General features: G+C 62.9%; 25 protein-coding genes, 1 tRNA gene and 1 other RNA gene. 8 read left to right on the top strand and 19 right to left on the bottom strand.

Annotated features, from left to right (window positions below):
* The first annotated feature begins 13 nt into the window (after positions 1 to 13).
* Positions 14 to 1,162: an OmpP1/FadL family transporter gene (locus ACZ41T_RS09350; RefSeq protein ID WP_464921125.1), complete on the top strand. Its 1,149-nt coding sequence runs from the start codon at positions 14 to 16 to the stop codon at positions 1,160 to 1,162.
* Positions 1,163 to 1,231: 69 nt separating this feature from the next.
* On the opposite strand, the gene ACZ41T_RS09345 is transcribed toward ACZ41T_RS09350, so the two are convergent.
* The 8 genes from ACZ41T_RS09345 to gltB all read right to left on the bottom strand — a co-directional run bounded on the left by ACZ41T_RS09345 (position 1,232) and on the right by gltB (position 11,978).
* Positions 1,232 to 1,591 carry a hypothetical protein gene (locus ACZ41T_RS09345; RefSeq protein WP_464921124.1) on the bottom strand — a complete coding sequence of 120 codons (360 nt, stop codon included), beginning with the start codon at positions 1,589 to 1,591 and terminating at the stop codon, positions 1,232 to 1,234.
* A gap of 137 nt (positions 1,592 to 1,728) precedes the next feature.
* Entirely contained in the window at positions 1,729 to 2,010 is a 282-nt protein-coding gene (locus tag ACZ41T_RS09340) for a hypothetical protein (RefSeq protein ID WP_464921123.1), read from the bottom strand.
* Positions 2,011 to 2,330: 320 nt separating this feature from the next.
* The gene (locus ACZ41T_RS09335) at positions 2,331 to 2,498 is read right to left on the bottom strand and encodes a DUF1328 family protein (RefSeq protein WP_464921122.1); all 168 of its coding nucleotides are present in this window, start codon (positions 2,496 to 2,498) and stop codon (positions 2,331 to 2,333) included.
* 161 nt (positions 2,499 to 2,659) lie between these two features.
* The gene (locus ACZ41T_RS09330; protein WP_464921121.1) at positions 2,660 to 4,009 is read right to left on the bottom strand and encodes a sigma 54-interacting transcriptional regulator; all 1,350 of its coding nucleotides are present in this window, start codon (positions 4,007 to 4,009) and stop codon (positions 2,660 to 2,662) included.
* Complete coding sequence (locus tag ACZ41T_RS09325; protein WP_464921120.1) at positions 4,006 to 4,500, bottom strand: hypothetical protein; 495 nt, start codon at positions 4,498 to 4,500, stop codon at positions 4,006 to 4,008. Before ACZ41T_RS09325 ends, ACZ41T_RS09330 begins: the two co-directional genes overlap by 4 nt.
* 16 nt (positions 4,501 to 4,516) lie before the next feature.
* On the bottom strand, positions 4,517 to 5,950 hold the full coding sequence (locus ACZ41T_RS09320) for a HAMP domain-containing sensor histidine kinase (RefSeq protein ID WP_464921119.1): 1,434 nt from the start codon (positions 5,948 to 5,950) through the stop codon (positions 4,517 to 4,519).
* A 74-nt stretch (positions 5,951 to 6,024) separates the two neighbouring features.
* Entirely contained in the window at positions 6,025 to 7,491 is a 1,467-nt protein-coding gene (locus ACZ41T_RS09315; protein ID WP_464921118.1) for an FAD-dependent oxidoreductase, read from the bottom strand.
* Positions 7,492 to 7,493: 2 nt separating this feature from the next.
* On the bottom strand, positions 7,494 to 11,978 hold the full coding sequence (gene gltB / locus ACZ41T_RS09310) for a glutamate synthase large subunit (RefSeq protein ID WP_464921117.1): 4,485 nt from the start codon (positions 11,976 to 11,978) through the stop codon (positions 7,494 to 7,496).
* 260 nt (positions 11,979 to 12,238) lie between these two features.
* Here gltB and ACZ41T_RS09305 point away from each other — a divergent pair, with 260 nt between their 5' ends.
* Both ACZ41T_RS09305 and ACZ41T_RS09300 read left to right on the top strand, forming a co-directional pair.
* Complete coding sequence (locus ACZ41T_RS09305; RefSeq protein ID WP_464921116.1) at positions 12,239 to 12,751, top strand: inorganic diphosphatase; 513 nt, start codon at positions 12,239 to 12,241, stop codon at positions 12,749 to 12,751.
* Positions 12,752 to 12,800: 49 nt separating this feature from the next.
* Complete coding sequence (locus ACZ41T_RS09300) at positions 12,801 to 13,649, top strand: endonuclease/exonuclease/phosphatase family protein (protein WP_464921115.1); 849 nt, start codon at positions 12,801 to 12,803, stop codon at positions 13,647 to 13,649.
* Positions 13,650 to 13,797: 148 nt separating this feature from the next.
* Here ACZ41T_RS09300 and ACZ41T_RS09295 read toward each other — a convergent pair whose 3' ends face one another.
* The 6 genes from ACZ41T_RS09295 to lgt form a co-directional block, all read right to left on the bottom strand.
* Entirely contained in the window at positions 13,798 to 14,259 is a 462-nt protein-coding gene (locus ACZ41T_RS09295) for a DUF7689 domain-containing protein (protein WP_464921114.1), read from the bottom strand.
* 36 nt (positions 14,260 to 14,295) lie between these two features.
* Positions 14,296 to 14,850, bottom strand: a complete 555-nt coding sequence (locus ACZ41T_RS09290; RefSeq protein WP_464921113.1) for a hypothetical protein — start codon at positions 14,848 to 14,850, stop codon at positions 14,296 to 14,298.
* On the bottom strand, positions 14,847 to 15,536 hold the full coding sequence (locus tag ACZ41T_RS09285; RefSeq protein WP_464921112.1) for a hypothetical protein: 690 nt from the start codon (positions 15,534 to 15,536) through the stop codon (positions 14,847 to 14,849). The genes ACZ41T_RS09290 and ACZ41T_RS09285 overlap by 4 nt, the downstream gene beginning before the upstream one ends.
* Positions 15,537 to 15,717: 181 nt before the next feature.
* A tRNA-Ala gene (locus ACZ41T_RS09280) sits at positions 15,718 to 15,793 on the bottom strand.
* Positions 15,794 to 15,812: 19 nt separating this feature from the next.
* Complete coding sequence (locus ACZ41T_RS09275) at positions 15,813 to 16,175, bottom strand: VanZ family protein (RefSeq protein WP_464921111.1); 363 nt, start codon at positions 16,173 to 16,175, stop codon at positions 15,813 to 15,815.
* Positions 16,172 to 16,954, bottom strand: a complete 783-nt coding sequence (gene lgt / locus ACZ41T_RS09270; RefSeq protein ID WP_464921110.1) for a prolipoprotein diacylglyceryl transferase — start codon at positions 16,952 to 16,954, stop codon at positions 16,172 to 16,174. The genes ACZ41T_RS09275 and lgt overlap by 4 nt, the downstream gene beginning before the upstream one ends.
* A gap of 97 nt (positions 16,955 to 17,051) precedes the next feature.
* On the opposite strand from lgt, the gene ilvD reads away from it, so the two are divergent.
* The gene (ilvD, locus tag ACZ41T_RS09265) at positions 17,052 to 19,829 is read left to right on the top strand and encodes a dihydroxy-acid dehydratase (protein ID WP_464921109.1); all 2,778 of its coding nucleotides are present in this window, start codon (positions 17,052 to 17,054) and stop codon (positions 19,827 to 19,829) included.
* Positions 19,830 to 20,128: 299 nt separating this feature from the next.
* A complete protein-coding gene (locus tag ACZ41T_RS09260) occupies positions 20,129 to 20,734 on the top strand; it encodes a nucleotide-binding protein (protein WP_464921108.1) in 606 nt (201 codons plus the stop codon).
* A 74-nt stretch (positions 20,735 to 20,808) separates the two neighbouring features.
* On the opposite strand, the gene ACZ41T_RS09255 is transcribed toward ACZ41T_RS09260, so the two are convergent.
* Positions 20,809 to 21,387 (bottom strand): ankyrin repeat domain-containing protein, encoded by a 579-nt coding sequence (locus tag ACZ41T_RS09255; protein WP_464921107.1) that lies wholly within the window; start codon positions 21,385 to 21,387, stop codon positions 20,809 to 20,811.
* A 223-nt stretch (positions 21,388 to 21,610) separates the two neighbouring features.
* Between ACZ41T_RS09255 and ACZ41T_RS09250 the strand changes: the two genes are divergently transcribed.
* The 3 genes from ACZ41T_RS09250 (at position 21,611) to ACZ41T_RS09240 (ending at position 23,866) form a co-directional block, all read left to right on the top strand.
* Positions 21,611 to 21,760: a hypothetical protein gene (locus ACZ41T_RS09250; RefSeq protein ID WP_464921106.1), complete on the top strand. Its 150-nt coding sequence runs from the start codon at positions 21,611 to 21,613 to the stop codon at positions 21,758 to 21,760.
* Between the two features lie 141 nt (positions 21,761 to 21,901).
* Positions 21,902 to 22,231, top strand: coding sequence for a c-type cytochrome (locus ACZ41T_RS09245; protein WP_464921105.1), 330 nt, complete (start codon positions 21,902 to 21,904; stop codon positions 22,229 to 22,231).
* A gap of 120 nt (positions 22,232 to 22,351) precedes the next feature.
* A complete protein-coding gene (locus ACZ41T_RS09240; protein ID WP_464921104.1) occupies positions 22,352 to 23,866 on the top strand; it encodes an alanine/glycine:cation symporter family protein in 1,515 nt (504 codons plus the stop codon).
* Between the two features lie 142 nt (positions 23,867 to 24,008).
* Here ACZ41T_RS09240 and ACZ41T_RS09235 read toward each other — a convergent pair whose 3' ends face one another.
* The 4 genes from ACZ41T_RS09235 to ACZ41T_RS09220 form a co-directional block, all read right to left on the bottom strand.
* A complete protein-coding gene (locus ACZ41T_RS09235) occupies positions 24,009 to 24,599 on the bottom strand; it encodes a 5-formyltetrahydrofolate cyclo-ligase (RefSeq protein ID WP_464921103.1) in 591 nt (196 codons plus the stop codon).
* Between the two features lie 8 nt (positions 24,600 to 24,607).
* A non-coding RNA gene (gene ssrS / locus ACZ41T_RS09230) (6S RNA) lies at positions 24,608 to 24,791 on the bottom strand.
* 9 nt (positions 24,792 to 24,800) lie between these two features.
* Positions 24,801 to 25,103, bottom strand: coding sequence for a cell division protein ZapA (locus tag ACZ41T_RS09225; RefSeq protein WP_464921102.1), 303 nt, complete (start codon positions 25,101 to 25,103; stop codon positions 24,801 to 24,803).
* Positions 25,103 to 25,300 carry a hypothetical protein gene (locus ACZ41T_RS09220; RefSeq protein ID WP_464921101.1) on the bottom strand — a complete coding sequence of 66 codons (198 nt, stop codon included), beginning with the start codon at positions 25,298 to 25,300 and terminating at the stop codon, positions 25,103 to 25,105. The genes ACZ41T_RS09225 and ACZ41T_RS09220 overlap by 1 nt, the downstream gene beginning before the upstream one ends.
* Positions 25,301 to 25,345: the final 45 nt, after the last annotated feature.

The raw sequence follows: 25,345 nt of genomic DNA, 5'->3' as shown, positions 1-25,345 counted from the left end.
TCAGGAGACCCCGATGCAACTGAACAAACTCGCGGCCACGCTTGCCGTGATGGGACTGGCTGCGCCCAGCCTGGCCCTGGCCACCAACGGCATGATCATGGAGGGCTACGGCCCGATCGCCGCAGGCATGGGCGGGGCCGCTATGGCCTACGACAACGGCACCGCCGCGCTGGCGAACAATCCGGCCACGCTCGGCCTGATGGCGGAGGGCAGTCGGCTCGACGTGATGCTGGGTTTCGTCGGCCCGGATCTGGAAACATCCATGGGAATGGGCAAGTCCGAGGCCGACGCCTTCTACATGCCCGCCATCGGCTACGTGAAGAAGCAGGGCAATCTGGTCTATGGCGCGGGGATTTACGGCCAGGGCGGAATGGGCACCGAATACGCCAATGGCGACATGGCGCAGGTGGGCGTGGGTCGGGTGATCTTCCCGCTCGCCTACAGCGTCAACCAGCGTTTCAACATCGGTGGCAGCGTCGACCTGGTGTGGGGGGGGATGGACCTGGTCGCCGATCTCGATCCCCTCAATCCGGGTAAGGAGATCGATTTCAAGGACGACAGCGACTTCACCGGCGCAACCAAGGGCTACAGCGTGGCGGCCAAGCTCGGCTTCACCTACAGGCTCAACGATGTCCTGACCGTCGGCGGCGTCTACCAGACCGCCGCCAACCTGCCCGATTTCAAGGGCGACGACTATAGGGTGACCGGTTTCGACATGCCGGCCACGCTCGGCCTCGGTCTTGCCTGGCAGGCGAACGAGCGGCTGATGATTGCGGCCGACATCAAGGACGTAATGTGGGGCGACAGCATGAATACGGTGACCATTTACCAGAATGACATGGTCGTTGCGCCGTTCCAGCAGGACTGGGACGACCAGCTCGTGCTGTCGCTGGGCCTCGCCTACCGGTTCAGCGGCGCTTTCACCGGGCGCGTCGGCTACAACTATGGTAAGAATCCGATCCCGGACGCGTACGTCAATTATCTGTGGCCGGCGACCGTGGAAGACCACTACACGGCGGGATTCGGCTATACCTTCGATAAGCAATCCGCGCTTAACTTCAGCCTAAGCTATGCGCCGGAGGTGGCGGTGACGGCGGATAGCGGCATGACCATCGACCACAGCCAGGTCAACTGGCAGCTGATGTACAGCCATACGTTCTGACCGGCTGATGGCATGACGTGAAAGGCCGGGCGCACGATGCGCCTGGCCTATTTTTATTGACACGGCCGATCACTGTGTTTGTTGGTCTTCTCCGGGTGACCCGATCGTTTCGCCCGGCGGCATGAGCGTTTCGTCTGCAGCCGGTGCGCCCGCCTCCGCCTCAGGCATGGGCTGGCCGGCGGCATCGTCATATAGCGGCCGATCCTTCGTTCGCTGCTCGACCAGTTCACTCGCCTGCTCTGCCGAGTCCTGGTTGTCGCAGCCGTTCAGGACCAGCAGGCTGGTCAGTACGCCCAGCACGGCGTAGGAGGCTCGCCAGGGATGGGTGCGTTTCGACTTGGCCGGAATTGATATCCCCCCGATTCCGGTCCCGCTCCATTCATACAGCTGCATGTGCTCGTCATTGAGGTGGGGCATGGTTTTGCTCATATCGGTTCTCCTGGTTCATGTTGCCGGTTGTGAAGGATTCATCGCCGGCTGGCTGGGAGTCGGGGGTTAGCGTTTGATCAGCCGTCGTTGCGGACCACCGTCACGCTCCCGACTCCCGACGCCGAGGGGCAGGAGCGTTAGGCGCTCGGCTTGCCCAGCTTGGCGAATTCATCCTGGCTCAGGCTCTTGTCCTGGTCGGTGTCGAGCTTGGTGAAGCCATAATCATCTCCGCCCTGAGCCTTGAATTCCTCCAGGCTGATTTTGCCGTCGTTATTGCTGTCGGCGCTTTGGAAGCTGGGCGCATCCGTGGCGGGGGAAAAGGTGGTTCCGGGCATGGATTGGGCTAAGACAGAGGCCGAGGCGGCGCCCAGTAGGCCGGCAAGCGTGAAGCTTAGAAAGTTGGGGTGAATGGATTTCATGTTTAGCTCCTTAATGGTTGAGTCATTACGAATGCAGATGCACTCGAGGAGTACTAAAGCGACGACCGTGCCAACTCTATTTTCACTAATAGAATCAAATTGATAAATGTTTTTTACGGGGCGGCTCGCTGCGTTGCGTCCGCATGGGCGGTCGATATGTCGCCTGTCGGCGACGGACCCGGATGTGGTTTGTTAGGCAGTTGTTCTTATTGGATTATTTTGTCTGACATCGGCGACAGCCACGAAAAACAAACCTGGAAAACAGACAATCAAAAAGGGGAGACAAGCTCCCCCTTTCCTGTGCAACGAGCGTTTTAGTTTTAAAGGGCGGGCGGGCGGCGGCCCGAGACCAGCAGCACCAGAAACACCACCAGACCGACGACGAACAGCACTTTGGCGATCCAGGCAGCGGTGCCCGCCAGTCCGACAAAACCGAAAATTCCGGCGATGATTGCAATAATCAGAAACGTAACGGCCCATACAAACATGGTGTTCTCCTCTTTGGGTTGATAAACGCGCCAAAAGGCGGTATCTCTCCTAAAGCAGAGGCCGTGCCAATCGAGAAATGTGTTTTGAATCAAATTGATGGCGCGCCGGTACGGGAATCGACCGCCTGCACGGCAGGGAAGGCGTCGCCGATGCCTGACGCTCAGGCGTCGTCGCGGTCCTTGAACAGCGCGGGGGTGAGGCCATGGCGTTGCAGCAGCCGGTATACCTCGGTGCGGTTGCGTCCGGCCAGTCGCGCCACCTCGCTAACCTGGCCGCGGGTGAGCTTCAGCAGCGAAATCAGGTAATCGCGCTCGAACGTCGAGCGTGCTTCGGCCAGTGGCTGGATCTCGGCCGGTTTGTCGCGCAGGGCGCGCGCCACCTGGCTGGCCGGGATGGTTGAGGTGGTGCACAGTGCGACGCATTGCTCCAGCACGTTGTGCAACTGGCGGATGTTGCCCGGCCAGTCGGCTGCCGTCAGCATGTCGAGCGCGTCTGGCGCAAAGCCATGGATGCGGCGGCGGTATTTTTCCGTCAGCACCGTAAGGAAATGCCGTGCCAGCAGCGGGATGTCCTCGCGCCGCTCGCGCAATGGCGGCAGCGTCAGGGTGACGACGTTGAGGCGGTAATACAGGTCTTCGCGGAATTCTCCGCTGGCGATCGCCTCCTCCAGATTGCGGTGGGTAGCCGACAAAATGCGTACGTCGACAGGCCGTGTTGCGGTCGCGCCGACCGGCCGAACCTCGCCTTCCTGCAGTACGCGCAGCAGCTTGACCTGCAGCTGCGCGGGCATGTCGCCGATCTCGTCAAGCAGCATGGTGCCGCCCTCGGCGCTCAGGAACAGGCCGAGGTGGTCGCGTGCCGCGCCGGTGAAGGCGCCCTTTACATGGCCGAACAGTTCCGATTCGAGCAGTTCGGCCGGAATCGCGCCACAGTTGATCGCGACGAAGGGCCTGCCGTGACGCGGGCTGGCGCGATGAATGGCGCGTGCCAGCAGTTCCTTGCCGGTGCCCGACTCCCCCTGGATCAAGACCGACGCATCGCTTTGCGCGGCCAGCCGGGCTTCGGCCAGCAGCACGTCCATGGTCGGGCTGGCGGTGACGATCTCGCTGCGCCAACTGTCGCTGTCGGCGTCGCTGCTGTTACCCGCAAGGCGGGTGGCGCGTTTCAGCAGACTGATCAGGGTGGCGGCGTCATAGGGCTTGGTCAGGTAGCCGAACAGTCCCTGCTGGGTGGCGGCCACCGCGTCCGGAATGGTGCCATGCGCAGTCAGCACGATCACCGGCAACGCCGGGTCGCGCGCATGGATGGCGCGAAACAGCGCCATGCCGTCCATGCCATCCATCTGCATGTCGGTCAGCACGGCTTCGGGGCGCGCCAGCGCCAACTGTGTCAGCGCGGCTTCGCCGCTGTCGACCGCTTCGACCCTGAAGCCATTGGCCTCCAGTCGCAGCGTGATCAACTCGCGCAGCGACGCGTCGTCGTCGACCACCAGAATGCAGGGCTTTTTCATGGTGCCTTGTCGGGGATGTTGCGCTGTTGCAGCGATTTTTCCAACGCCTTGATCTGGTCGAGCTTGTCCTGCAATTCCTGCGTGCGCGCGGTCTGCTGCTTGAGCTCGATACGCGCCTTGAGTGACCTTTTCATCAGTTCGGTCAACGCTTGTGCGCGCGGATTCAGGTCGGTGATCGCCCCCAGTGTTTTCAGGCTGCGTTCGAGCGCCTCCACGCTGTCCTCGCGCTCCAGCAGGGCGGCCAACTGAAAACGCCGGGCGTCGTCGAGATGGCGCTCGCCCTCCAGTCCAGCCAGTTCATGGCGTCGCTGTTCGGGCGACAGCGCTGCCACCTGCGCCAGCTCGCTCAGCAGCGCTGTCGCGTTCAGTCTGGTTGGCTGGGCGGCGGTTGGCGCAGGGGTCGCCGCTGTCACTGTCGGGCGCTCGGGCACGGGGGTACAGGCGCCCAGCACCAGCAACAGCCCGACAAGGAAGGTGGGTTTGAACGTCATTGTGGCATCGGACAGCTTAAACGGGCCAGGTTAAACGAAAACAGGTCGACCACGGCGGGCAATCGACCACCTCGACACCGCCGCTCGCAGCCAGCATCGATTCGCGCACGATCGACAAGCCCAGTCCGCTGCCCTTGACCGTGCTGGCGGGCTGGAGCGCACCCTGGAAAAACGGCTCGAAGACACGGCCGCGCTCGGCTTCGGGTATGCCTTCGCCCTGGTCGCACACCCACAGCGCGATTGCGTCGTCGAGCGGCTCGCTCTTCACCAGGATACGCCCCCCCTCGGGACTGAATTTGATCGCATTGGACAGCAGGTTGTCCAGCACCGTTTCCAGCTGGCTGCGATCGCAGTGCACGGTGGGGGCATTCAGCTGCGTTTCGACCTGAAAGCCGCGCGCGTCGAGTGCCAGCCGTTGTCGCGCAAGCGCGCCGGCGAGCACGTCTGCCAGCGCGTGCTCGCCGGTGGGCCGCAGGGTGGCGTCGCGCATCATACCGCTGTAGCGGATCAGGTCTTCGATGCGTTTTTGCAGGTCGCGGCTGGCGCTGTCCATGATGGTGACGATGCTGCGCTGACGCGCATTGAGGCTACCCACCAGTTCGTCGTCCAACAACGCGACGCCTTCGCGCAGAGACGCCAGCGGCGTTTTCAGTTCGTGCGACACGTGGCGCAAAAAGCGCAGCTTCTGGTCCTCCAGCGCCTGCAGACGCTGGCGCAGCCAGTCGATTTCACGCCCCAGCTCGACGATGTCCTGCGGCCCGCTGATCGCCCGCAGCGGCCGCAGGTCGGCCTGACCGAGCTGCTGGATCGAGGCCTTGAGCTGCTTGATCGGGCGGTTGATCATCCAGGAAAACACCGCAGCCAAAAGCAGCGTCAGCGGAATCAGCGCCAGCGCCAGCACGATCAGCCGCTGGCGGGTGGCTTGCACGGTCGCTTCCAGCGCCTGCAATTCGCTTTGCACCGCGGCGTCGGCCTCGGCGAGCAAGGTGCGCGTATCGACATGCAGCGCATCGAACGCAGGCTCGAGCGCGTTGAAGCGCGCGCTGTCGAGAAATGCGCCGGGTTGCAGCTGGCGGTACAATACGCGGCTGCGTGTCCCGAGCGCGGCCAGCGTGGCGCGTGCCGGCGTGTCGACGAGTTCGCCGTCGAGTTGCGCCAGCAGGGTTTGCAGTTCGTCGTAACGGGTCCGCAGGGCGGGCGCGAATTCGGCGTCCTGCAGCAAATGGTACTGCCCGGCAGTGCGCTGCAACTGGCTCACCGATTCGGCGATCTGCCGCACATCGCGCGTGATGGCGAGGCTATTGCGGGTGAACTGGCGCTGGGTGTCGGCGACGCCCTGCAGCACGTGCACCGTGTTGATCAGGCCGCTCGCCAGCGGCACGATCAGCACGCCCATCGCGACGATGACGAGAATGGTGAAGGAACGGGGGTAATAAAGTCCGGAAAGCATGGGGTGGGTGGCAATATTTTAGCGTACCCCGAGTGGGAGGGCGCGATGGCTAAGCCGCCTCGCCCCCGCCGTGGTCAGAGCAGGTCGAGGTAGCCAAGGATACCCTTGGCGGCCTCGCGGCCTTCCCATACCGCAGTTACCACCAGGTCGGCGCCGCGCACCATGTCGCCGCCGGCGAAGACCTTCGGGTTGGCGGTCTGGAACGCGTGCTGCTGGCCCTTGGCGATCACGCGGCCGCCCGGGTCGACGGCGATGCTGTGGTCGGCAAACCACGGCTGCGGATTGGGGCGGAAGCCGAAGGCGACGATCACGCGGTCGGCGGGAATGATTTCCTCCGAGCCGGGGATCACCACCGGGGTGCGGCGGCCGCGCGCGTCGGGCGGGCCGAGCTCGGTGGTGACGAGTTTGACGCCCTCCACTTTGCCGTCACCGACGATCTCCACCGGTTGGCGGTTCCACATAAACTGCACGCCTTCTTCTTTGGCATTGGCGACTTCGCGCTTGGAGCCGGGCATGTTCTGCTCGTCGCGGCGATAGGCGCAGGTGACCGAGGCCGCGCCCTGGCGGATGCTGGTGCGGTTGCAGTCCATCGCAGTGTCGCCGCCGCCCAGCACTACCACGCGCAGGTCTTTCGTGTCCCGATATTTTTCGTTGGAATCAGCGACCTCGTCCGGCTTGGCCAGGTTGAGGCACTTCCTGACATTGGAAATCAGGAAGGGCAGCGCTTCCAGCACGCCGGGCAGGTCTTCGCCGGGGAAGCCGCCCTTCATGTAGGTGTAGGTGCCCATGCCCATGAACACGGCGTCGTATTCGTCGAGCAGGGACTGCATCGACACGTCCTTTCCGATCTCGGTGTCGAGACGGAATTCGACGCCCATCCCTTCGAACACTTCGCGACGGCGCATCATCACCATCTTTTCCATCTTGAATTCGGGGATGCCGAAGGTGAGCAGACCGCCGATCTCGTCGTAGCGGTCGAACACCACCGGCTTCACCCCGTTGCGCGCCAGCACGTCGGCGCAGCCCAATCCGGCCGGACCGGCGCCGATGATGGCGACCTTCTTGCCGGTCGGCACCACGTTCGTCATGTCGGGACGCCAGCCGGCCTTGAACGCCTCTTCGGAAATGTAGCGTTCGATCTGGCCGATGGTCACCGCGCCGAAGCCGCCCGTGTTCGGGCCGCCACCGACGGCCTCGCCGAAGCCGTCGGTATTGAGGGTGCAGGCGCCCTCGCACAGGCGGTCCTGTGGACAGACGCGGCCGCACACCTCGGGCAGCGAGTTGGTCTGGTGGGAGAGCTCGGCGGCCTCGAACAAGCGGCCTTCGGACACCAGTTTCAACCAGTTGGGGATGTAGTTGTGCACCGGGCACTTCCACTCGCAGTACGGGTTGCCACAGCCGAGGCAGCGATCGGCCTGTTCCTGCGCGTGCGCGGCATCCATCAGCGCGTAGATTTCGCGGAAGTCGTGCTTGCGCACCTTCGCCTCGGTCTTCTCACCGTCACGCCGCGCCTGCTTCAAAAACCAGAATACGTCACCCATTCTTATGCTTCCACCGCTTCACGTGTGTGGCCGGGGAGATCCTCGACCAGGTCTTCGATCGAAATCCGCTTCGGCTTGACCAGCCAGACGCGAGCCAGGGTCGCGTCGAAGTCGGCCAGCAAGGTCTTGGCGCGGGCGCTGCCGGCGAGCGCCAGGTGGCGTTCGACCTGCGCCCGGAAGAACACCCGGAACGCTTCGGTTTGATCGCTGACGATGCGGGTCAGCTCGACCATTTCCTTGTTGGTCTTCGACATGAAATCGCCCGCGTCGTCGACCACGAAGGCCATGCCGCCGCTCATGCCGGCGCCGAAATTGAGCCCGGTTTCGCCCAGCACGATCACCACGCCGCCGGTCATGTATTCGCAGCCATGGTCGCCGATGCCTTCCACCACCGCGAGCGCGCCGGAGTTGCGCACACCGAAGCGTTCGCCGCCGATGCCGGCCGCGTAGAGTTCGCCGCCAGTGGCGCCATACAGGCAGGTGTTGCCGATCAGCGTATTGCGGTATGCCTCGAAGCTGGCGATGCGCGGCGGATAAATCACCAGACGGCCGCCGCCCATGCCCTTGCCGACGTAGTCGTTGGCGTCGCCTTCGAGGGTCAAGGTAAGTCCCTTGTGGTTCCACACGCCGAGGCTCTGGCCGGCCGAGCCGCTCAGGTTGATACGCAGGGTGTCGTCCGGAAGCCCCTTGGCGCCGTGCGCCTTGGCGATCTCGCCCGACAGCCGCGCGCCGATCGAGCGGTTGACGTTGCGCACGGGATAGGCGAGCTCGACCGGGGTGCCGGCCTTGATCGCGGCGAGCGCGTCGGCCACCATCTGCTCGGCCAGTTCGCCCTTGTCGAACGAGGGGTTGCGTTCCTGCTGCGCAAAGCGCGGGGCGTCGGCGGGGATGTCTCCCTGCGAGAGCAGCACGTCGAGCTTGAGGCGGCCCTGGCGCGGCGTGTCGCCGGCCGAGAGATCGAACAGGTCGGTGCGGCCGATCAGGTCGGTCAGCTGGCGGATGCCGAGGCTGGCCATCAGCTCGCGCGTTTCCTCGGCGACGAACTTGAAGTAGTTCACCACCATCTCGGGCAGGCCGATGAAGTGGTCGCGGCGCAGCGTTTCATTCTGCGTCGCGATGCCGGTGGCGCAGTTATTGAGGTGGCAGATGCGCAGGTATTTGCAGCCCAGCGCGACCATCGGGCCGGTGCCGAAGCCGAAGGATTCCGCGCCGAGGATGGCCGCCTTAATGACGTCGAGGCCGGTCTTCAGGCCGCCGTCGGTCTGCACGCGCACGCGCCCGCGCAGGCCGTTGGCGCGCAGCACCTGTTGCGCTTCGGACAGGCCCAGCTCCCACGGCGACCCGGCGTATTTCACGCTGGCGAGCGGGCTGGCGCCGGTGCCGCCGTCGTAGCCGGAAATGGTGATGAGGTCGGCATAGGCCTTGGCCACGCCCGCCGCGATCGTGCCGACGCCGGGCTCGGCCACCAGCTTCACCGACACCAGCGCGTCGGGATTGACCTGCTTCAGATCGAAAATCAGCTGCGCCAGATCCTCGATCGAGTAGATGTCGTGGTGTGGCGGCGGCGAGATCAGCGGGGTGCCGGGCTTGCAGTGGCGCAAGGACGCGATCATCACCGAAACCTTGTCGCCCGGCAGCTGGCCGCCCTCGCCGGGCTTGGCGCCCTGCGCGATCTTGATCTGCAGCACTTCGGCGTTGACCAGATAGGTCGCGGTGACGCCGAAGCGGCCGGAGGCAATCTGCTTGATCTTCGAGGTCTTGGCGGTGCCGTAGCGCTTCGGATCCTCGCCGCCTTCGCCTGAGTTGGAGCGGCCGCCGATGCGGTTCATCGCTTCGGCCAGCGCCTCGTGCGCTTCCGGCGACAGTGCGCCGAGCGACATGCCGGCGGAATCGAAGCGCTTGAGGATGGCTTCCAGTGGCTCGACTTCTTCCAGCGGGATCGGCGCGGCGCCGGTCTTCAGCGTCATCAGGTCGCGCAGCATCGCCACCGGGCGGCGGTCGACGATTTCGGAATACTTCTTGAATTCGGCGTAGTCGCCCGCCTTCACCGCCTTCTGCAGCTGCTGCACCACGTCCGGGTTGTAGGCGTGGAATTCCTCGCCGAACATGAACTTCAAGAGGCCGCCGGCCGACAGCGGGCGCAGCGGGTTGAACGCGGTCTTGTGCAGCAGTTTCTGGTCGGACTCAAAGTCGTCGAAGTTGGCGCCGGAAATGCGCGACACCGTGCCCTTCAGGCACAGCCCGACCACGCTTTCGTGCAGGCCCACGCCCTCGAACAGCTGGGCGCCGCGGTAGCTTGCCACCAGCGAAATGCCCATCTTCGAGAGGATCTTGTACAGGCCCTTGTCCATGCCCTTGCGGAAGTTGGAAAGGGCTTTTTCGAGGCCGGGCTTGATCTCGCCGGTTTTGACGAATTCGCCGATCACCTGATAGGCCAGATATGGATACACCGCGGTGGCGCCGTAGCCGATCAGGCAGGCGTAGTGGTGCGGGTCGCGCACGCTGCCGGTTTCCACCACGATGTTGGCGTTGCAGCGCAGGCCGGCGGCGATCAGTGCGTGGTGCACGGCGCCTACGGCGAACAGCGCGTGGATCGGCAGGCGATCGCGGGCGATGTTGCGGTCGGACAGGACGAGGATCACTTTGCCCGTGCGCACCGCATCGACCGCGCGCGCGGTCAGTGCCTGGATCGCGGCTTCCAGCGTGGTTGCCGCCGGGTCGTAATGCAGATCGAGCGTGATCGCGGCAAACGCCGGGTCGTCCAGGTTCAGCAATTTGTCGAAGGCTTCCTTCGACAGCAGCGGCGTGCGTACCTCCACCCGGTGCGCGTGCGCCGGCGTTTCGTCGAACAGGTTGCGCTCGGGGCCGAAGCTGGTGTTGAGCGACATCACGATCGCCTCGCGGATCGGGTCGATCGGCGGGTTGGTGACCTGGGCGAACTGCTGGCGCAGGTAGTCGAACGGCGAACGCACTTTTTGAGACAACACCGCCATCGGCGTGTCGTCGCCCATCGAGCCGATCGCTTCGGCGCCGTCTTCGGCCAGCACGCGGATGATCTGGTCGCGCTCCTCGAAGCTGACGTTGTGGAGCTTCTGGTGGGTCAGCAGGCTCGCCGCGTCCATCACCGGCAGGTCGGCGTCCTGGTTGATGGAGAGCTCCAGCTTGACCGCGTTGGCCTTCAGCCATTCGCGGTAGGGCTGGCGGCCCTTGAGTTCGTTGTCGATGTCTTCCGGCATCAGCAGGCGGCCGGTCTCGAGGTCGGCGGCGACCATCTGGCCGGGCCTGACGCGGCCCTTCTTCTCGACGTTGGCGGGGTCGATCGGCCACACGCCCACTTCGGAGGCGATGGTGAGGATGCGGTCCTTGGTCAGCACCCAGCGCGCGGGGCGCAGGCCGTTGCGGTCGAGCGTGCAGACGGCGTAGCGGCCGTCGGTCAGCACCACGCCGGCGGGACCGTCCCACGGCTCCATGTGCATCGAGTTGTATTCGTAGAACGCACGGATGTCGGCGTCCATCGATTCGACGTTCTGCCATGCCGGCGGGATCACCAGGCGCAAAGCACGGAAGAGGCCCGCGCCGCCCATCACCAGGCCCTCGACCATGTTGTCGAGGCTCATCGAGTCCGAGCCCTTGGTGCCGACGATGGGACGGACGTCGTCCATGTTCGGGATCAGCGGCGTCACGAACTTCTGCTCGCGGGCGCGGCTCCAGTTGCGGTTGCCCTGCACCGTGTTGATTTCGCCGTTGTGCGCCAGATAGCGGAACGGCTGCGCCAGGCGCCACTGCGGCCAGGTGTTGGTCGAGAACCGCTGGTGGAACACCGCCAGGCTGGTGGCGAAGCGCGCATCGTTGAGGTCGGGGTAGAACACCGGCAGGTTGTCCGGCATCACCAGGCCCTTGTAGCTGATCACGCGGCACGACAGCGTCGGCAGGTAGAACACCGGGTCGGCCGCTTCCAGCGCCTTTTCGGCCAGGCGGCGCGCGATGTAGAGCTTGCGCTCGAAGTCGTCTTCAGAAAGACCAACGGCCGCGTTGACGAACACCTGCTCGATATGCGGCAGCGAGGCCAGCGCGGATTCGCCGCACACGGACGAATCGGTCGGCACCAGGCGGAAGCCGGCGACCGTGAGGCCTTGTGCCTCCAGCGACGATTTCAGGGTGGAACGCGCATGCGCCTGTGGCGTCGCGTCGCGTGACAGGAACAGCAGGCCGGCGGCGTACAGCGCGCCGAGCGTGAAGCCGGCCTCGCTCGCCACCGCGCGCAGGAAGGCATCCGGCTTCTTGAACAACAGGCCACAGCCGTCGCCCGACAAGCCATCGGCAGCGATCGCGCCGCGGTGCGTCATGCAGGCCAGCGAGCCGATCGCGTTCTGCACCAGCGTATGGCTGGGCTGATTGTCGATCTGCGCAATCAGGCCGAAGCCGCAGCTATCCTGTTCGAAATCGGGCGAATACAGCGTCCCGTCCAGCCAGCGTTGTCGTTCCATGGTTCCGTATGCTCAGGCAACAGCGGCCTGCCCACCGGGCAAGCCGCGAAATTTAAGCGAAAAGTGCGGCATTTTAATCCTGTCCGGCGTGTGGGGCAATGCGCGCCTCCGCCAAGGCCGTGTCGCGGCAAGGGTTTCCCGTGGGCTGGGACTATGGATGGGAGTGGAATCCCCGCCGAAAATTCCAGTGGACGGAAAAATGTGCACAAATCCCTGGCATCCGGGCTCGTGGCGCGTGCGGGCTGAGGTAGGCTTGCAGCATGACCGACGCAAACACGCCGCCATCGCGCGCCCACGATAACGCCCCCGAGCCGCCAGAAATCGAGGTGGTCATCGAAGTGCCGCGCGGCAGCTTTCTGAAGCGCGGGTCCACCGGCCACATCGATTTTGTCTCGCCATTTCCGTGCCCGTTCAACTACGGCTCGGTCCCGAATTATCTGGGATTCGAAGGCGATCTGCTGGATGCGCTGGTGCTCGGGCCGCGCCTGCCCCTCGGCGCCCGGATACGGGTCAGGGCGTGGGGCGCAGTGACGCTGATCGACCGCGGCATGGCAGACGACAAGCTGGTGTGCAGCGCCCACCCGCTGACCCTCGCGGAGAAAGCGTTCGTGCTGCGATTTTTCCGTTTCTATGCCAGGTACAAGGGCGTGCTGAATGTCGTGCGGGGCCACCCGGGGCGCAACGCGTGCGAAGGCTGGCGCACCGCCGCGCAGGCCATTGCCCGGGCGCAGCCGCGGCCGGGCTCGTGGCAAGGCCCGCCGGTCGAATACTGACCGGGTTTGCCTATCCTGTTAAAAGGGGCCGAACCGAACGGGGCATGCCATGAAGCTGCTGAGCTGGAACATCCAATGGGGGCGCGGCATGGACGGCCGGGTCGAGCTCGCGCGCATCCTCCCAACCATCCGCCAGCTGGGCGATTTCGACGTCATCTGCCTGCAGGAAGTCGCGGTCAACTTCCCCGGCCTGCCCGGCAGCCGCGGCGAGGACCAGGTCGCTGAACTGTCTGCTGGCTTGCCCGGCTACACCGCCATCTACGGCGCGGCAACCGACGTGCCCGACGGACGCGGCGGTCGCAGCCAGTTCGGTAACGCCATCTTTTCCCGCCTGCCCGTCGGCCAGGTCTGGCGGCATCTCCTGCCCTGGCCGACCGAACCGGACGTGCCCAGCATGCAGCGCGTGCTGGTTGAAGCCGTCATCACCGCTGACGTCGGCCCGCTGCGCGTGCTGACCACCCACCTCGAGCACTACTCACAACGCCAGCGCCAGGCCCAGATCGACGCCATCCGCCGCCTGCATGCCGAAGCCTGTGGCATGTCGGCGCGTTCGCCGCTGACTGAAGAAGAGGGTGGCGCCTTCGAGGTGTTTCCCCGACCTGCGCAGGCGCTGTTGTGCGGCGACATGAACTTTCCCGCCTCGGCGCCCGAGCGCGCGCAAATCGTCGCCCCGTTTGCCTGTGGTGAACTGGGATTTCGCGATGCCTGGCCCGTGCTGCACCCCGGCGAGCCCCATGCGCCCACCGTCGGCATCCATCCGGTCGACTTCGTCAGCCAGCCGGAATGCTTCGACTTCGTCTTCGTCACCGAGGGGCTGGCGGGGCGCCTCAGGGCGCACGGCATTGACGCCGCGACCGAGGCGTCGGATCATCAGCCGGTGTGGGTCGAGTTTGCTTGATCGGGGCTTGCGCCTAGCCAACAACTGCTCGTGGTAGAACCGAAAAGAAAAAGCGCCCCCCAATGGTTTAAGGGTGATTCAGGTAGCTCTTGGCGAAAGGAGCGGGGCATCTCTGAAACGAGGTAAACGCGACGCAGAGATACAAGTGTTATTGGCTTGGATTAAAGGGATTAGGTATTGATCGGGCAAGGAAAATAAAGACTGTTCCATAAACACCTCCAGCAACTACATCGGGGTTGTGGTGGGATATATCGCACCAAGGGCCGCATTTACTGGTCCACTGTCCGGAACGTAATTGCCGCGCCATATGGGTTGGCTTGCCGAATTTATCAACATATAGCACTACCTTTTCTGTTGCAGGTTGGAGTGTGCCGTCATCACAAGGGCTATAACCTTTTGTTACGAACGCTTGGATGAAAGCGTCCACTGTCTCAACGCGTGGAATCCCAGGGGGCCAGTAAGCATGCGGATGCTGAACAGGCCACCACCATCTGTCATCCTCTCCAGCTGCCCAAGCGATACAGTTGTAATCGTGGGTTTGCGGGCTAGTGATGGAATGGTTATTGGATTTTAGTTGGGGGAGGTCTCTGGCAATTTCGGGCGAATACATCGTCTAGAGGCTAAAGGCTGAGCGGTTAAACCTGCTTCAAATGAAGCCGTTTTCCTTGCCCCACTCTAGCCATGCTTGAGTCATTTTTTTTACTCTGCCGGCGTTCTCGTCGTTTACGGGATTTTCACCGCTCAAGGCCTCAAGCGCCCAAAACCAATGGCCGCCATTGTCTTGTAAGTCCTGTAACACAAGCGGAATTACAGCAGGCCCTAAACCAATAATGCGCTGATATGAGGTGTTCAGGACAATTTCAGTTAACGACGAAGTGAGCTTGATATCCTCTTTCCATTTTGTTGCCAATTCACGAAACTGAGCCGCAAGGGAATGCGGCTCTTTCACTATGACATTCTTTCTGGCTTCCAATAGCTTTTGCTGCCATACAGAGTAGCCTTTGCCTTGGGCGGCGGACTCGATCTTTAACTCTTTTACTGAAAGCCATGCTGCTTGGATGCTTTTAAGCTTTCTGCCATAGACGTGTTCATTTTTGGCTTGCTTCCCAGATTCTTCAGGGCATTCAAACCATTCGCGGGGGGATGGACAGGGGATCCCACCAAAATACTTCTCATACGCTTTTTGGGCAAGAATGCTCATGATTCATCCGTATCAATGCTAATTACTGAAGCAGTTGTGAGTAAGTTTTTTAGCTTTTCGGATTTTTGTTTTGCGCGCTCGAGATTCCGAATAAGTTCATCGATATCGTCAGAATCCAAGCTAACAAAAAATTGCTTGAAAGCATCATCATTGTCAGCAAAATACTCGAGTTTTAATGTGTGGATTACAAGGCCACCGCCAATGTCGTTTGTGTCAATGTCAAATACTGGCCTTACATCTGTCAAGATGCGCGAGGACATTAGGCTACGCTCATTTTGAAACAAAATGTTTGTTGCTTTTGCAGCCAATGAAATGGACGGCACTTTAAGCAGTTTTTCGAGAGAATCCTGAAGACGCGTTAACTGCGAATCGTCGATCGCCGGCTCATCTGGAGCATGGTCACGCATTGAAGTAACAACGTCAGCCACAAATGTGTTTAATGGCCTATTTGACGAAACCATTACTGGGTACATCGATATAAGGGTATCCAGAATGAGCCTAACGTCGGCTTCCGGAATGTTCTTGATTTGTCCGCTTATGTGCTGAAAAACATTTGAGTCTGTTGGGTAAAGCCGAACCGGGTAGGTTGCCATTGCGGCAAATAATTCCTTTACCGCGTTATCGGTTAGTCCCGCGATGCACTGTAAGCCTTCACGGCGCTTGGATGGGACTCTGAGTTTAGACATTAAGCATACCTTTGCGCGATTCGATTGAAGCAAGGTTCAGCATGAACTGACTGTAAGAGAAAGGCGCCAATTTCTTGGATCTTGTTTACTTAATGGCTATCACTCTTACAAGATTGCTGCAGACAGCATCTAGCGTAGACCGTATCTACTGTGTAGTGAATAAGAACGTATGAAAATAGTATGGTGGAGAGGAGGAGGATCGAACTCCCGACCTCCGCATTGCGAACGCGGCGCTCTCCCAGCTGAGCTACCCCCCCGATGCAGCAAATTATAGCCTCAGCGATGCCATGCGGGAAGTGCGGCGAGGCGCCCGGGAAGATTGGGCAGGAGACGTGCGGCGAGCCAGCCGATGAGGACGCCGCTGGTGTTGGCCAGCGCGTCGAGGACGTCGGGCTGGCGGTTGGGGGTGAGGCCTTGCAGCAGTTCGATGGTGATGCCGAACAGCACCACGACAAGCGCGAGCCGCCAGCGCCGTTCCACAACCAGCTGCGCCCACCAGAACATCAGCACGGCATAGCCGGTCAGGTGGACGATTTTGTCGGTGTGCCCGGCCTCACCCAGCATCGGTGGCGTCAGCGAGAGCACCAGGGTGGCGGCGATCCCGAGCCAGCCGCCCAGCTTCCACAGCCGCTCGATCATGCCCGGCGCTGCGCCCAGCGCAGCATGAGGATGCCGGCGACGACCATCGGCAGCGACAACCATTGCCCCATGGACAAGCCCAGCCCCAGCAGGCCGAGGAAGCTGTCGGGTTCGCGGGCGAATTCGGCGAGGAAGCGGAAAGCGCCGTAGCCGATGAGGAAGACGCCGGAGACGGCGCCGACCGGGCGCGGCTTGCGGGAGTATAGCCACAGGACGGCGAACAGCAGCAGGCCTTCGCCGGCGAACTGGTAGAGCTGCGAGGGGTGGCGCGCGATGCCGTCGCCCGCCTGCGGGAACACCATGCCCCACGGCAGGTCGGTAGCGCGGCCCCACAATTCGCCGTTGATGAAGTTGCCGAGCCGTCCGGCGGCCAGGCCCAGCGGCACCAGCGGGGCGATGAAGTCGGTGACGGCAAGCCAGCGCAGCTTGTGGCGGCGCGCGAACAGCGCCATCGCGATGATGACGCCGAGAAAGCCGCCGTGAAAACTCATGCCGCCTTCCCACAGCTTGAGGATGTCGAGCGGCTGGGCGAGATATTCCATCGGCTTGTAGAACAGCACGTAGCCCAGCCGCCCGCCGAGGATGACGCCGAGCACGCCGTAGAACAGCACGTCGTCGAGCATGTTCACGGTCCAGCCGGACCACGGCCGATGCGCGATGCACCACCGCCCAAGCAGGATGACCTGCACGAAGGCGACGAGATACATCAAGCCATACCAGTGAATGGCGACGGGGCCGAGTTGCAGGGCGACGGGGTCGAATTGCGGATGAACGAGCATGTTATTGGGGGCCAGGAGTTAGGCGTTAGGGGCTAGGGATTTGGCAAAGCGCGCGGGTAAAATGGCTGTCTGATTATAGATTGCCTGAGTGACCATCATGCCTGACTACCGTTCCTGGACCACCACCCGCGGCCGCAATATGGCCGGTGCCCGTGCGCTGTGGCGCGCCACCGGCATGAAGGACGGCGACTTCAACAAGCCGATCATTGCGATCGCCAACTCGTTCACCCAGTTCGTGCCGGGCCACGTCCACCTGAAGGACATGGGCCAGCTGGTGGCGCGCGAGATCGAGGCGGCGGGCGGCGTGGCGAAGGAATTCAACACCATCGCGGTCGACGACGGCATCGCCATGGGGCACGGCGGCATGCTGTATTCGCTGCCTTCGCGCGACCTCATCGCCGACTCGGTCGAGTACATGGTCAACGCGCACTGCGCCGATGCGCTGGTGTGCATCTCCAACTGCGACAAGATTACGCCGGGAATGCTGATGGCCGCGCTGCGGCTGAACATCCCGACGGTGTTCGTCTCCGGCGGGCCGATGGAAGCGGGCAAGGTGGTGTGGGAATCCAAGGTCATCAAGCTCGATCTGGTCGACGCCATGGTGTCGGCGGCGGATGCGAGCTTCAGCGACGAAAAGGTCGATGAGCTGGAACGCTCGGCCTGTCCGACCTGCGGTTCGTGTTCCGGCATGTTCACCGCCAACTCGATGAACTGCCTGACCGAGGCACTGGGGCTCTCGCTGCCCGGCAACGGCTCGCTGCTCGCCACCCACGTCGACCGCAGGAACCTGTTCCTCGCCGCCGGCCGCCTGATCGTGCGGAACGCACGGCGCTACTACGACGACGGCGACACCCGCGTGCTGCCGCGCGCGATCGTCAGCTTCGACGCGTTCGAGAACGCCATCGCGCTCGACATTGCCATGGGCGGCTCGACCAATACCGTGCTGCATCTGCTTGCCGCCGCGCACGAGGCCGGGGTCGATTTCACGATGACGGACATCGACCGCATGAGCCGCCGCGTGCCGCACCTGTCGAAGGTGGCGCCGTCGATCCAGACCTACCACATGGAAGACGTGCACCGCGCCGGCGGCGTGATGGCGATCCTGGGCGAGCTTGAACGCGGCGGCCTGATCCACCGCGACCTGCCGACCGTGCTGTGCGAAACGCTTGGCGAGCAGATCGACCTCTACGACATCCGCCGCACCACGAACAAGGACGTGAAGGACTACTTCCGCGCCGCGCCCGGCGGCGTGCCGACGCAGACTGCGTTCTCGCAGGACCGCCGCTTCGCCAAGCTGGACGACGACCGCGTCAACGGCTGCATCCACGATCTCGAACACGCCTACTCGAAAGACGGCGGGCTGGCGGTGCTGGTCGGCAACCTCGCCGAGGACGGCTGCATCGTCAAGACCGCCGGCGTCGACGAGCATATCCTCAAATTCTCCGGCCCGGCGCGCGTGTTCGAATCGCAGGACGCCGCGGTCGAAGCCATCCTCGGCGACCGGATCGTCGCCGGCGACGTCGTGGTGATCCGCTACGAAGGCCCGCGCGGCGGCCCCGGCATGCAGGAAATGCTGTACCCGACCAGCTACATCAAGTCCAAAGGTTTGGGCAAGGCCTGCGCGCTGGTGACCGACGGCCGCTTCTCCGGCGGCACCTCGGGTCTTTCCATCGGCCACGCCTCGCCGGAAGCGGCCGAAGGCGGCACCATCGGCCTGGTCGAGGAAGGCGACACGATCGAGATCGACATTCCAAATCGCAGCATCAAGGTCGCGGTGAGCGACGCCGAACTCGCGCGCCGCCGCGTCGCGATGGACGCCAAAGGCGCGCAGGCGTGGAAGCCGGTCAACCGCGTGCGCGAGGTATCGGCCGCGCTGCGCGCCTACGCGGCGATGACGACGTCGGCTGCGTTTGGCGCGGTGCGCGATGTGTCGCAGGTCGAGCATCCGACCGAAGCGCAGGCGCATGCCGACCCGCTGGCGCGTTTCGTCATCCCCGGCCAGCTGGTTTTCCGCACCGGCGCCGGCGGCCTCACCTATGCCGACATCGACAACCATGGCGGCCGCGCGACGATCTGTCTGCAGGGCGCGCACGTCGTGAGCTTCCGCCCCAGGTCGCAGCAGGAACCGGTGGTGTGGCTGTCCGACGCCGCCGCCTTCGCGCCGGGCAAGTCCATCCGCGGCGGCGCACCGGTGTGCTGGCCATGGTTCGGCACGCACGCCATCGAGGCGGGCTACCCCGCGCACGGCTTCGCCCGCACCGTGGCCTGGGAAGTCGTCGGCACGCGCCGCCGCAACGACGCCAAGACCGAGATCACGCTGCAGCTGGTCGACACCCCACAGACCCGCGCGCAGTGGCCGCACCCCACGTGGCTGATGCTCACCGTAGTGGTGGGGGACAAGCTGGAGATGCGGCTGGTCACCACCAATCTGGGGGATGTGCCGGTGCAGATCGGTGAGGCGCTGCATACCTATCTGCACATCAGCGACATCGGTGCGGTGAAGGTCAGCGGCCTCGAAGGCAGCGACTACCACGACAAGGTCGACAACTTCGCGTGCAAGCAACAGCGTGGCGACATTACCTTCAGCGGTGAAGTCGACCGCGTCTACGTCAACACCCCCGCCGACTGCGTGATCGAGGACGCCGGCTTCGGGCGCCGCATCCGCATCGCCAAGACCGGCTCGCTGTCCACCATCGTGTGGACGCCGTGGACGGGAAAGGCCGAGAAAATGGGCGACCTGGGCCGCGGCAAATCCGGCGCCGGCTGGCGCGAAATGGTCTGCGTCGAATCCGCCAATGCGATGGACAACATCGTCATCGTGGCGCCGGGCGAGACGCATACGCTGGCGGTGACGTATAGCGTGGAAGCGCTTTAAATTTTTTAATCCGTGAAGGACGCGAAAAGACGCGAAGGAAAACCCAAAGGGCGGTTATGGGAACGCTTGATAATTCTTTCCTTATCATTGCGAGCGCTTTTGCCTTTAACCGCGAGGTCGTAAGCCGCGGCGGGAAGCAATCCAGAAGGTAAGCGAAATCAAAGGCTTCTGGATCGCCACGTCGCTTCGCTCCTCGCGATGACGGAATTGTTCAGTGCTTTTCTGGTTTGATCTTTGGGGTTTAACTTCGCGTCTCTTCGCGTCCTTCGCGGATAACCGTTTTTCAACAAGGAGCAAGCATGCGCGTAATTCTGGTGGCCAACCCCAAGGGCGGCAGCGGCAAGACGACGCTGGCGACCAATCTCGCCGGCTATCTGGCCTCAACGGGCGAGCGCGTGGCGATACTGGACCTCGACCGGCAAAAATCCACTACCCACTGGCTGGCGATGCGCGACATGGCGCTGCCGGCCATCGAATTACTGCGCGAGGGGCAGAAGCAGGACAGTGACTGGCTGGTGATCGATTCCCCTGCCGGGCTGCATGGCAAGAACCTCGAACGCGCGCTGAAACTTGCGCATAAGGTGGTGGTGCCGATCGCGCCCTCACTGTTCGACATCCGCGCCAGCCAGGATTTTCTGGCCGCGCTGCATGCCGAAAAGGCGGTACGCAAGGCGCATGCATTCGTCGGAGTGGTCGGCATGCGCGTCGATCCACGCACCCGCGCCGGGGTGACGCTGGAGCAGTTCATGCAACAGCAGGATCTGCCGGTGCTGGCATCCCTGCGCAACACCCAGCACTACGTCAACGCCGCATTCGAGGGCAAGAGCCTGTTCGATCTGCCGCCGCATGTCGTCGGGCGCGATATCGAACAGTGGCAGGAATTGATTGACTGGCTGACACGCTGACCACGCCCTGTAAGAAACTGCGTCCACGCCGCGATGCCGTGGCGTGCGTAAATCGTGGCGAGTGCGGCGTTTGCCTAATGCGTGGTCGGCTTCATCAAATTGGTCACGTGCGGCTTGACCACGCTTTTGACCGACGAGTGTGAGCCGTCTTCCTGCACGCCCAACTGGCGCTCGGCGTCGTTCAGCAGGTTGATCACATCGACGTAGAACTTGTCGTTCGCCATCATGCGCGCGGTGCGGCCGCCCTCGTTGACGGCGAGCACGTCGGCGCCGGCGTTGATCAGCCATTCCACCACCGGGGCGTCGCCGCCGCCGGCCGCCAGCATCAGCGGGGTGATGCCGAAGAAGATGCGTGCGTCGAGCGAGCCGCCGGCATCGGCCAGCACTTCGATCACCTCGACGTAGCCGCGCTCGGTGTCGCCGTTGTAGGCGGCCTTGGCGAGTGCGGTCCAGCCCTGCGGCGATTGGACGTTGACGTCGGCGCCGGCCGCGATCAGCACCTGCACCGCCGCAACGTGGCCGCCGCGGGCGGCGTGCATCAGTGCGGTTTCGCCGGCTTCGTCGGTGGCTCCGTGGGCCGCACCGGCCTCAAGCAGGCTTTTGAGTTGAGCGGCATCGCCCGACTGGGCGGCAGCGAATAATTCCTGGGACATGGTGCGCTCCTGAAGTTGTATGAGAGTGCGGCAAGCGTACAATTGTTGACTGATTTAATCAACTATTGGTCGCCGCGCACTGACCATCATGCGCCACGCTGGGGGAATTGCAGGGGTAAATGGTTTTCTGCTTCCATTTGCTATTTGGAACCCGCGACGGCGCTTGCTGTCAAATAGGTAGCCTGCCCGTGTCGATTTCGCCACGGCGCCGGTCACCCGCTTCATGGCAACGCGTCTTGATTTTTCGGTGATGCTGCTGTGGGGCGTGCCGATTGCCGGCTTGGTTGCGGTCGGGGTGGCGACCAACTTCGTTGCCTTGGCGGTGTCTTCCCCTGGCTGGAGCACGATAGTTGGCGTGCTTATAGCGGGTTGATCGAGCGCGAATAAAATGTTTTATGGTGCTTGGTAGCAAATAACCATGCCCCCACCAGTATTGTATGGCGGATGAATTGCCTTAGAATTGCGCACGAGATGATGTGCGTCCGCACACCCCGACCTCCACGGAGAAAATGTAATGATGATGAAACTGATGATGATTGCAGCGTCTGCTGCGTTGCTGTTGTCCGGCGTGGCCTCGGCGGATGATGATAAGGATGAGGCTAAAGCTTTGGCGCAGAAGAACGCCTGCATGTCCTGCCATGGTGTGGACAAAAAGATCGTTGGCCCGGCTTACAAGGAAGTGGCCAAGAAATATGCCGACGACAAGACCGCGCAAGCCAGACTGGTTGCGAAAGTGAAAGCCGGTGGCAAGGGCGTATGGGGTGAGATCCCCATGCCGCCGAACCCCCAGGTCAAGACCGAAGATGTGCAGAAGATTGTTGCCTGGGTGCTGAGCCTGAAATGATCTGACTGAAGAGCGACAACGACAAAGGCCGACCTCGTGTCGGCCTTTGTCGTTGTCGCAGGCGTGTTTCCGCCACAAATTTGTTATGGTTGCGGGCAATAACAATTCAGGGGAGCACAGGTGGCGATTCATCCTTATTTTTTCATCGCGGCCGCCGGGCTGTTTCCGCAGATTGCGCAGGCAGCCGAGCCCGGCAGGATCGACGCCTTCTTCGGCACCCTCAACGCCTATCTCGCCAGCGTCATTTTCTACGACGTCTTTCCCGGCGAGCCGGTGATGCCCTTTATCGTCGCCTGGCTGATCGTCGGCGCGGTCTATCTCACCTTCCGCTTCAGTTTCGTCAACCTGCGCATGATGGGCCACGCGTTTTCCGTGCTGCGCGGCAAGTACCGCACTGCCGACGACAAGGGCGAAGTTAGCTCGTTCCAGGCGCTCACTACTGCATTGTCAGCCACGGTGGGACTGGGCAACATCGCCGGGGTGGCGATCGCAATTTCCATCGGCGGGCCGGGCGCCACGTTGTGGATGATCGTGGCGGGCTTTCTCGGCATGACCACCAAGTTCACCGAGGCCACGCTGGCGCAGCGCTACCGCGAGATCCGTTCGGACGGACGCATCATGGGCGGCCCGATGGAATACTTGTCGCGCGGCTTCGCCGAATTCAACTTGCCGCGCACCGGCAAGACCCTGGCCGGGATGTTCGCCGTGTTCGCCGTGCTGGGCTCGTTCGGCATCGGCAGCGCGTTCCAGGTCAGCCAGTCGCTCGGCGCGGTGCAGGAAGTGCTGCCCTTCTTCCGCGAGGTGCCGATCGCCTATGGCGTCATCATGGGGCTGGCGGTCGGCGTGGTCATCATCGGCGGCCTGCGCCGCATCGCTCACACCGCCGAGGCGGTGGTGCCGACCATGATCCTGGTCTATCTGGCGGCCTGCCTGTGGATCGTTCTTGGCAATATTGATCAGGTGCCGCAGGCGCTGGTCAAAATATTCACCGAAGCCTTCGCGCCGATCGCGGTGGCGGGCGGCATGGTGGGCGCGCTGGTGCAGGGCTTCAAGCGCGCGGCGTTTTCCAGCGAGGCTGGCCTGGGGTCGGCGGCCATCGTGCACTCCACCGCCTCGGTCAAGTATCCGATCCGTCAGGGCATGGTCGCGCTCTACGAGCCCTTCATCGACACCATCGTCATCTGCACCATGACCGCGCTGGTCATCGTCATCACCGGCGTCTACAACGATCCCGCCACTCTGGCGCTGCGCGAAGCCAGCAAAGGCGCGGCGCTGACCTCGGTGGCGTTTGCCACCGTGTCGGACTGGTTCCCCATCATCCTCACCGTGTCGGTGGTGCTGTTCGCCTACAGCACCATGATCTCGTGGTCCTACTATGGCGAGCGTTGCTGGACCTATCTGTTCGGCGAACGCGTGTCGATGGTGTACCGCGTGCTGTTCCTGCTCTTCATCATTGTCGCCTCGGTGGCGAGCGCGGCCAATATGCTCGACTTTACCGATTTGCTGGTGCTGGCGATGGCCTTCCCCAACCTGCTCGGGCTCTATCTCTTGAGCGGCAAGGTTCGGGCGATGCTGACGGATTATCAGATGCGGCTGAAGAGCGGTGAGCTCGATCGCGAGAAGCAGCCGGGCTGAGTTAAAGGCTGCACCACAGAGGCACAGAGACACAGAGAAAAAACAGGATATTTCGGCCACTTGTCGGGTGAAACCTTAACCCAACACCACCCATGAGTTTAACGGGTTTCTCCGTGTCTCTGTGGTGCAGCCGTTTTTCAGCTTATTTAGAACTCGAATTGAAGCGGTACAGCTGGCGCTCGGTCAGCACCGCGTCGAGAGGTATGTCCCAGGGCTCGTGCGGCAGCGCGTCCACCCGCTGGCATTCGTAGGCAACGCCCACCAGGCGCGGCTTGCGCCACACGCGCCGATGCCGCATGAATGCCAGCGTCGCGTCGTAAAAACCGCCGCCCATCCCGAGCCGGTTGCCTTCGGTATCGAACCCCACCAGCGGCATCAGCAGCAGGTCGAGTTGGCGTGCGCGCAGCGGTTTTGCATCGATGGGTTCGGGGATGCCAAAGCGGTTAGGCGCCATCCGCGTGTTGCGTCCCACCCGCCCGAACTGCATCACCCGCCCGCGTCGTGGTAGCACCGGCAGATAGCACTCGCGGTGCATCCACAAGGCCTGGTTGAGCAGGGGGTGAACGTCGAATTCGCCGCCTTGCGGCAAATAAAAGCCGATCCGCTGCGAACGCAGCAACAGCCCGTGACGCAGCGCCAGCCGCAGGGAGGCGCGCGCGGCCTTGCGGCGCTCGGCTGGCGTGAACGCATTGCGCGCAGCCTTGAGCTGACGTCTGAGGGTGTATTTGTTCATGAAAAGAAGTGTTCCCCGCCTGTGCCGTACTGGCCGCAGACTCTTGAACCTGGGTCCAAGACGGCCGCGCTCAAAGACGCTTTGGGCACATGAAACGTGTCACGCGCACACCCGCATCGGAATAGATCGCAGCCTTGCACGTATGCATTGGTTCAGAGAAATTGCAGCCAGTCTCGAACACCGCAGGGAACGAAAACAATTCTAGAAGAGTTTGTCCTGATCTTCCAGCACTGAATCGAGCAGCGCGTTGCAATGCGTCAGCCGGGCACGTGCTGCCTCGATCTGGCTGCCGCCGCCATGGGTCAGTAATTCGTGCGCCAGGTTGAGTCCCGCCATGATGGCGATGCGCTCGGCGCCGATCACCTTGCTGTTTTCGCGGATCTCGTGCGTTTTCTCGTCCAGATAGTCGGCCGCCGCAATCAGCGCCGATTCTTCCTCCCGCGGGCACGCCACCTTGTAGGCGCGGCCCAGAATATGGATTTCGATCGAGCGCGGGGCGGCCATCAGGTGTCCTCCGGCAGGGTGTTGAGTAACGACTGCAGTCGCGTCTTGGCGGCCTCCAGCCGGGTCGTCAGCTGCTTGTTGTCCTGCTGCGCGGCCAGCACCTGCTGGCGCAGGGCGATGTTGTCCTGCCGCAGCGTATGGCACAGCTCGGCCACCTGGCGGATCTTGGCTTCGAGGGTATCGAGTTCAGCATGCATGGCGGGACTATAGCACCCGCAAGGGGTACGCCGGCGGGTGCCCCG

The organism is Thiobacillus thiophilus, assembly GCF_055378705.1.
This window is presented reverse-complemented; position numbering and strand designations above follow the sequence as displayed.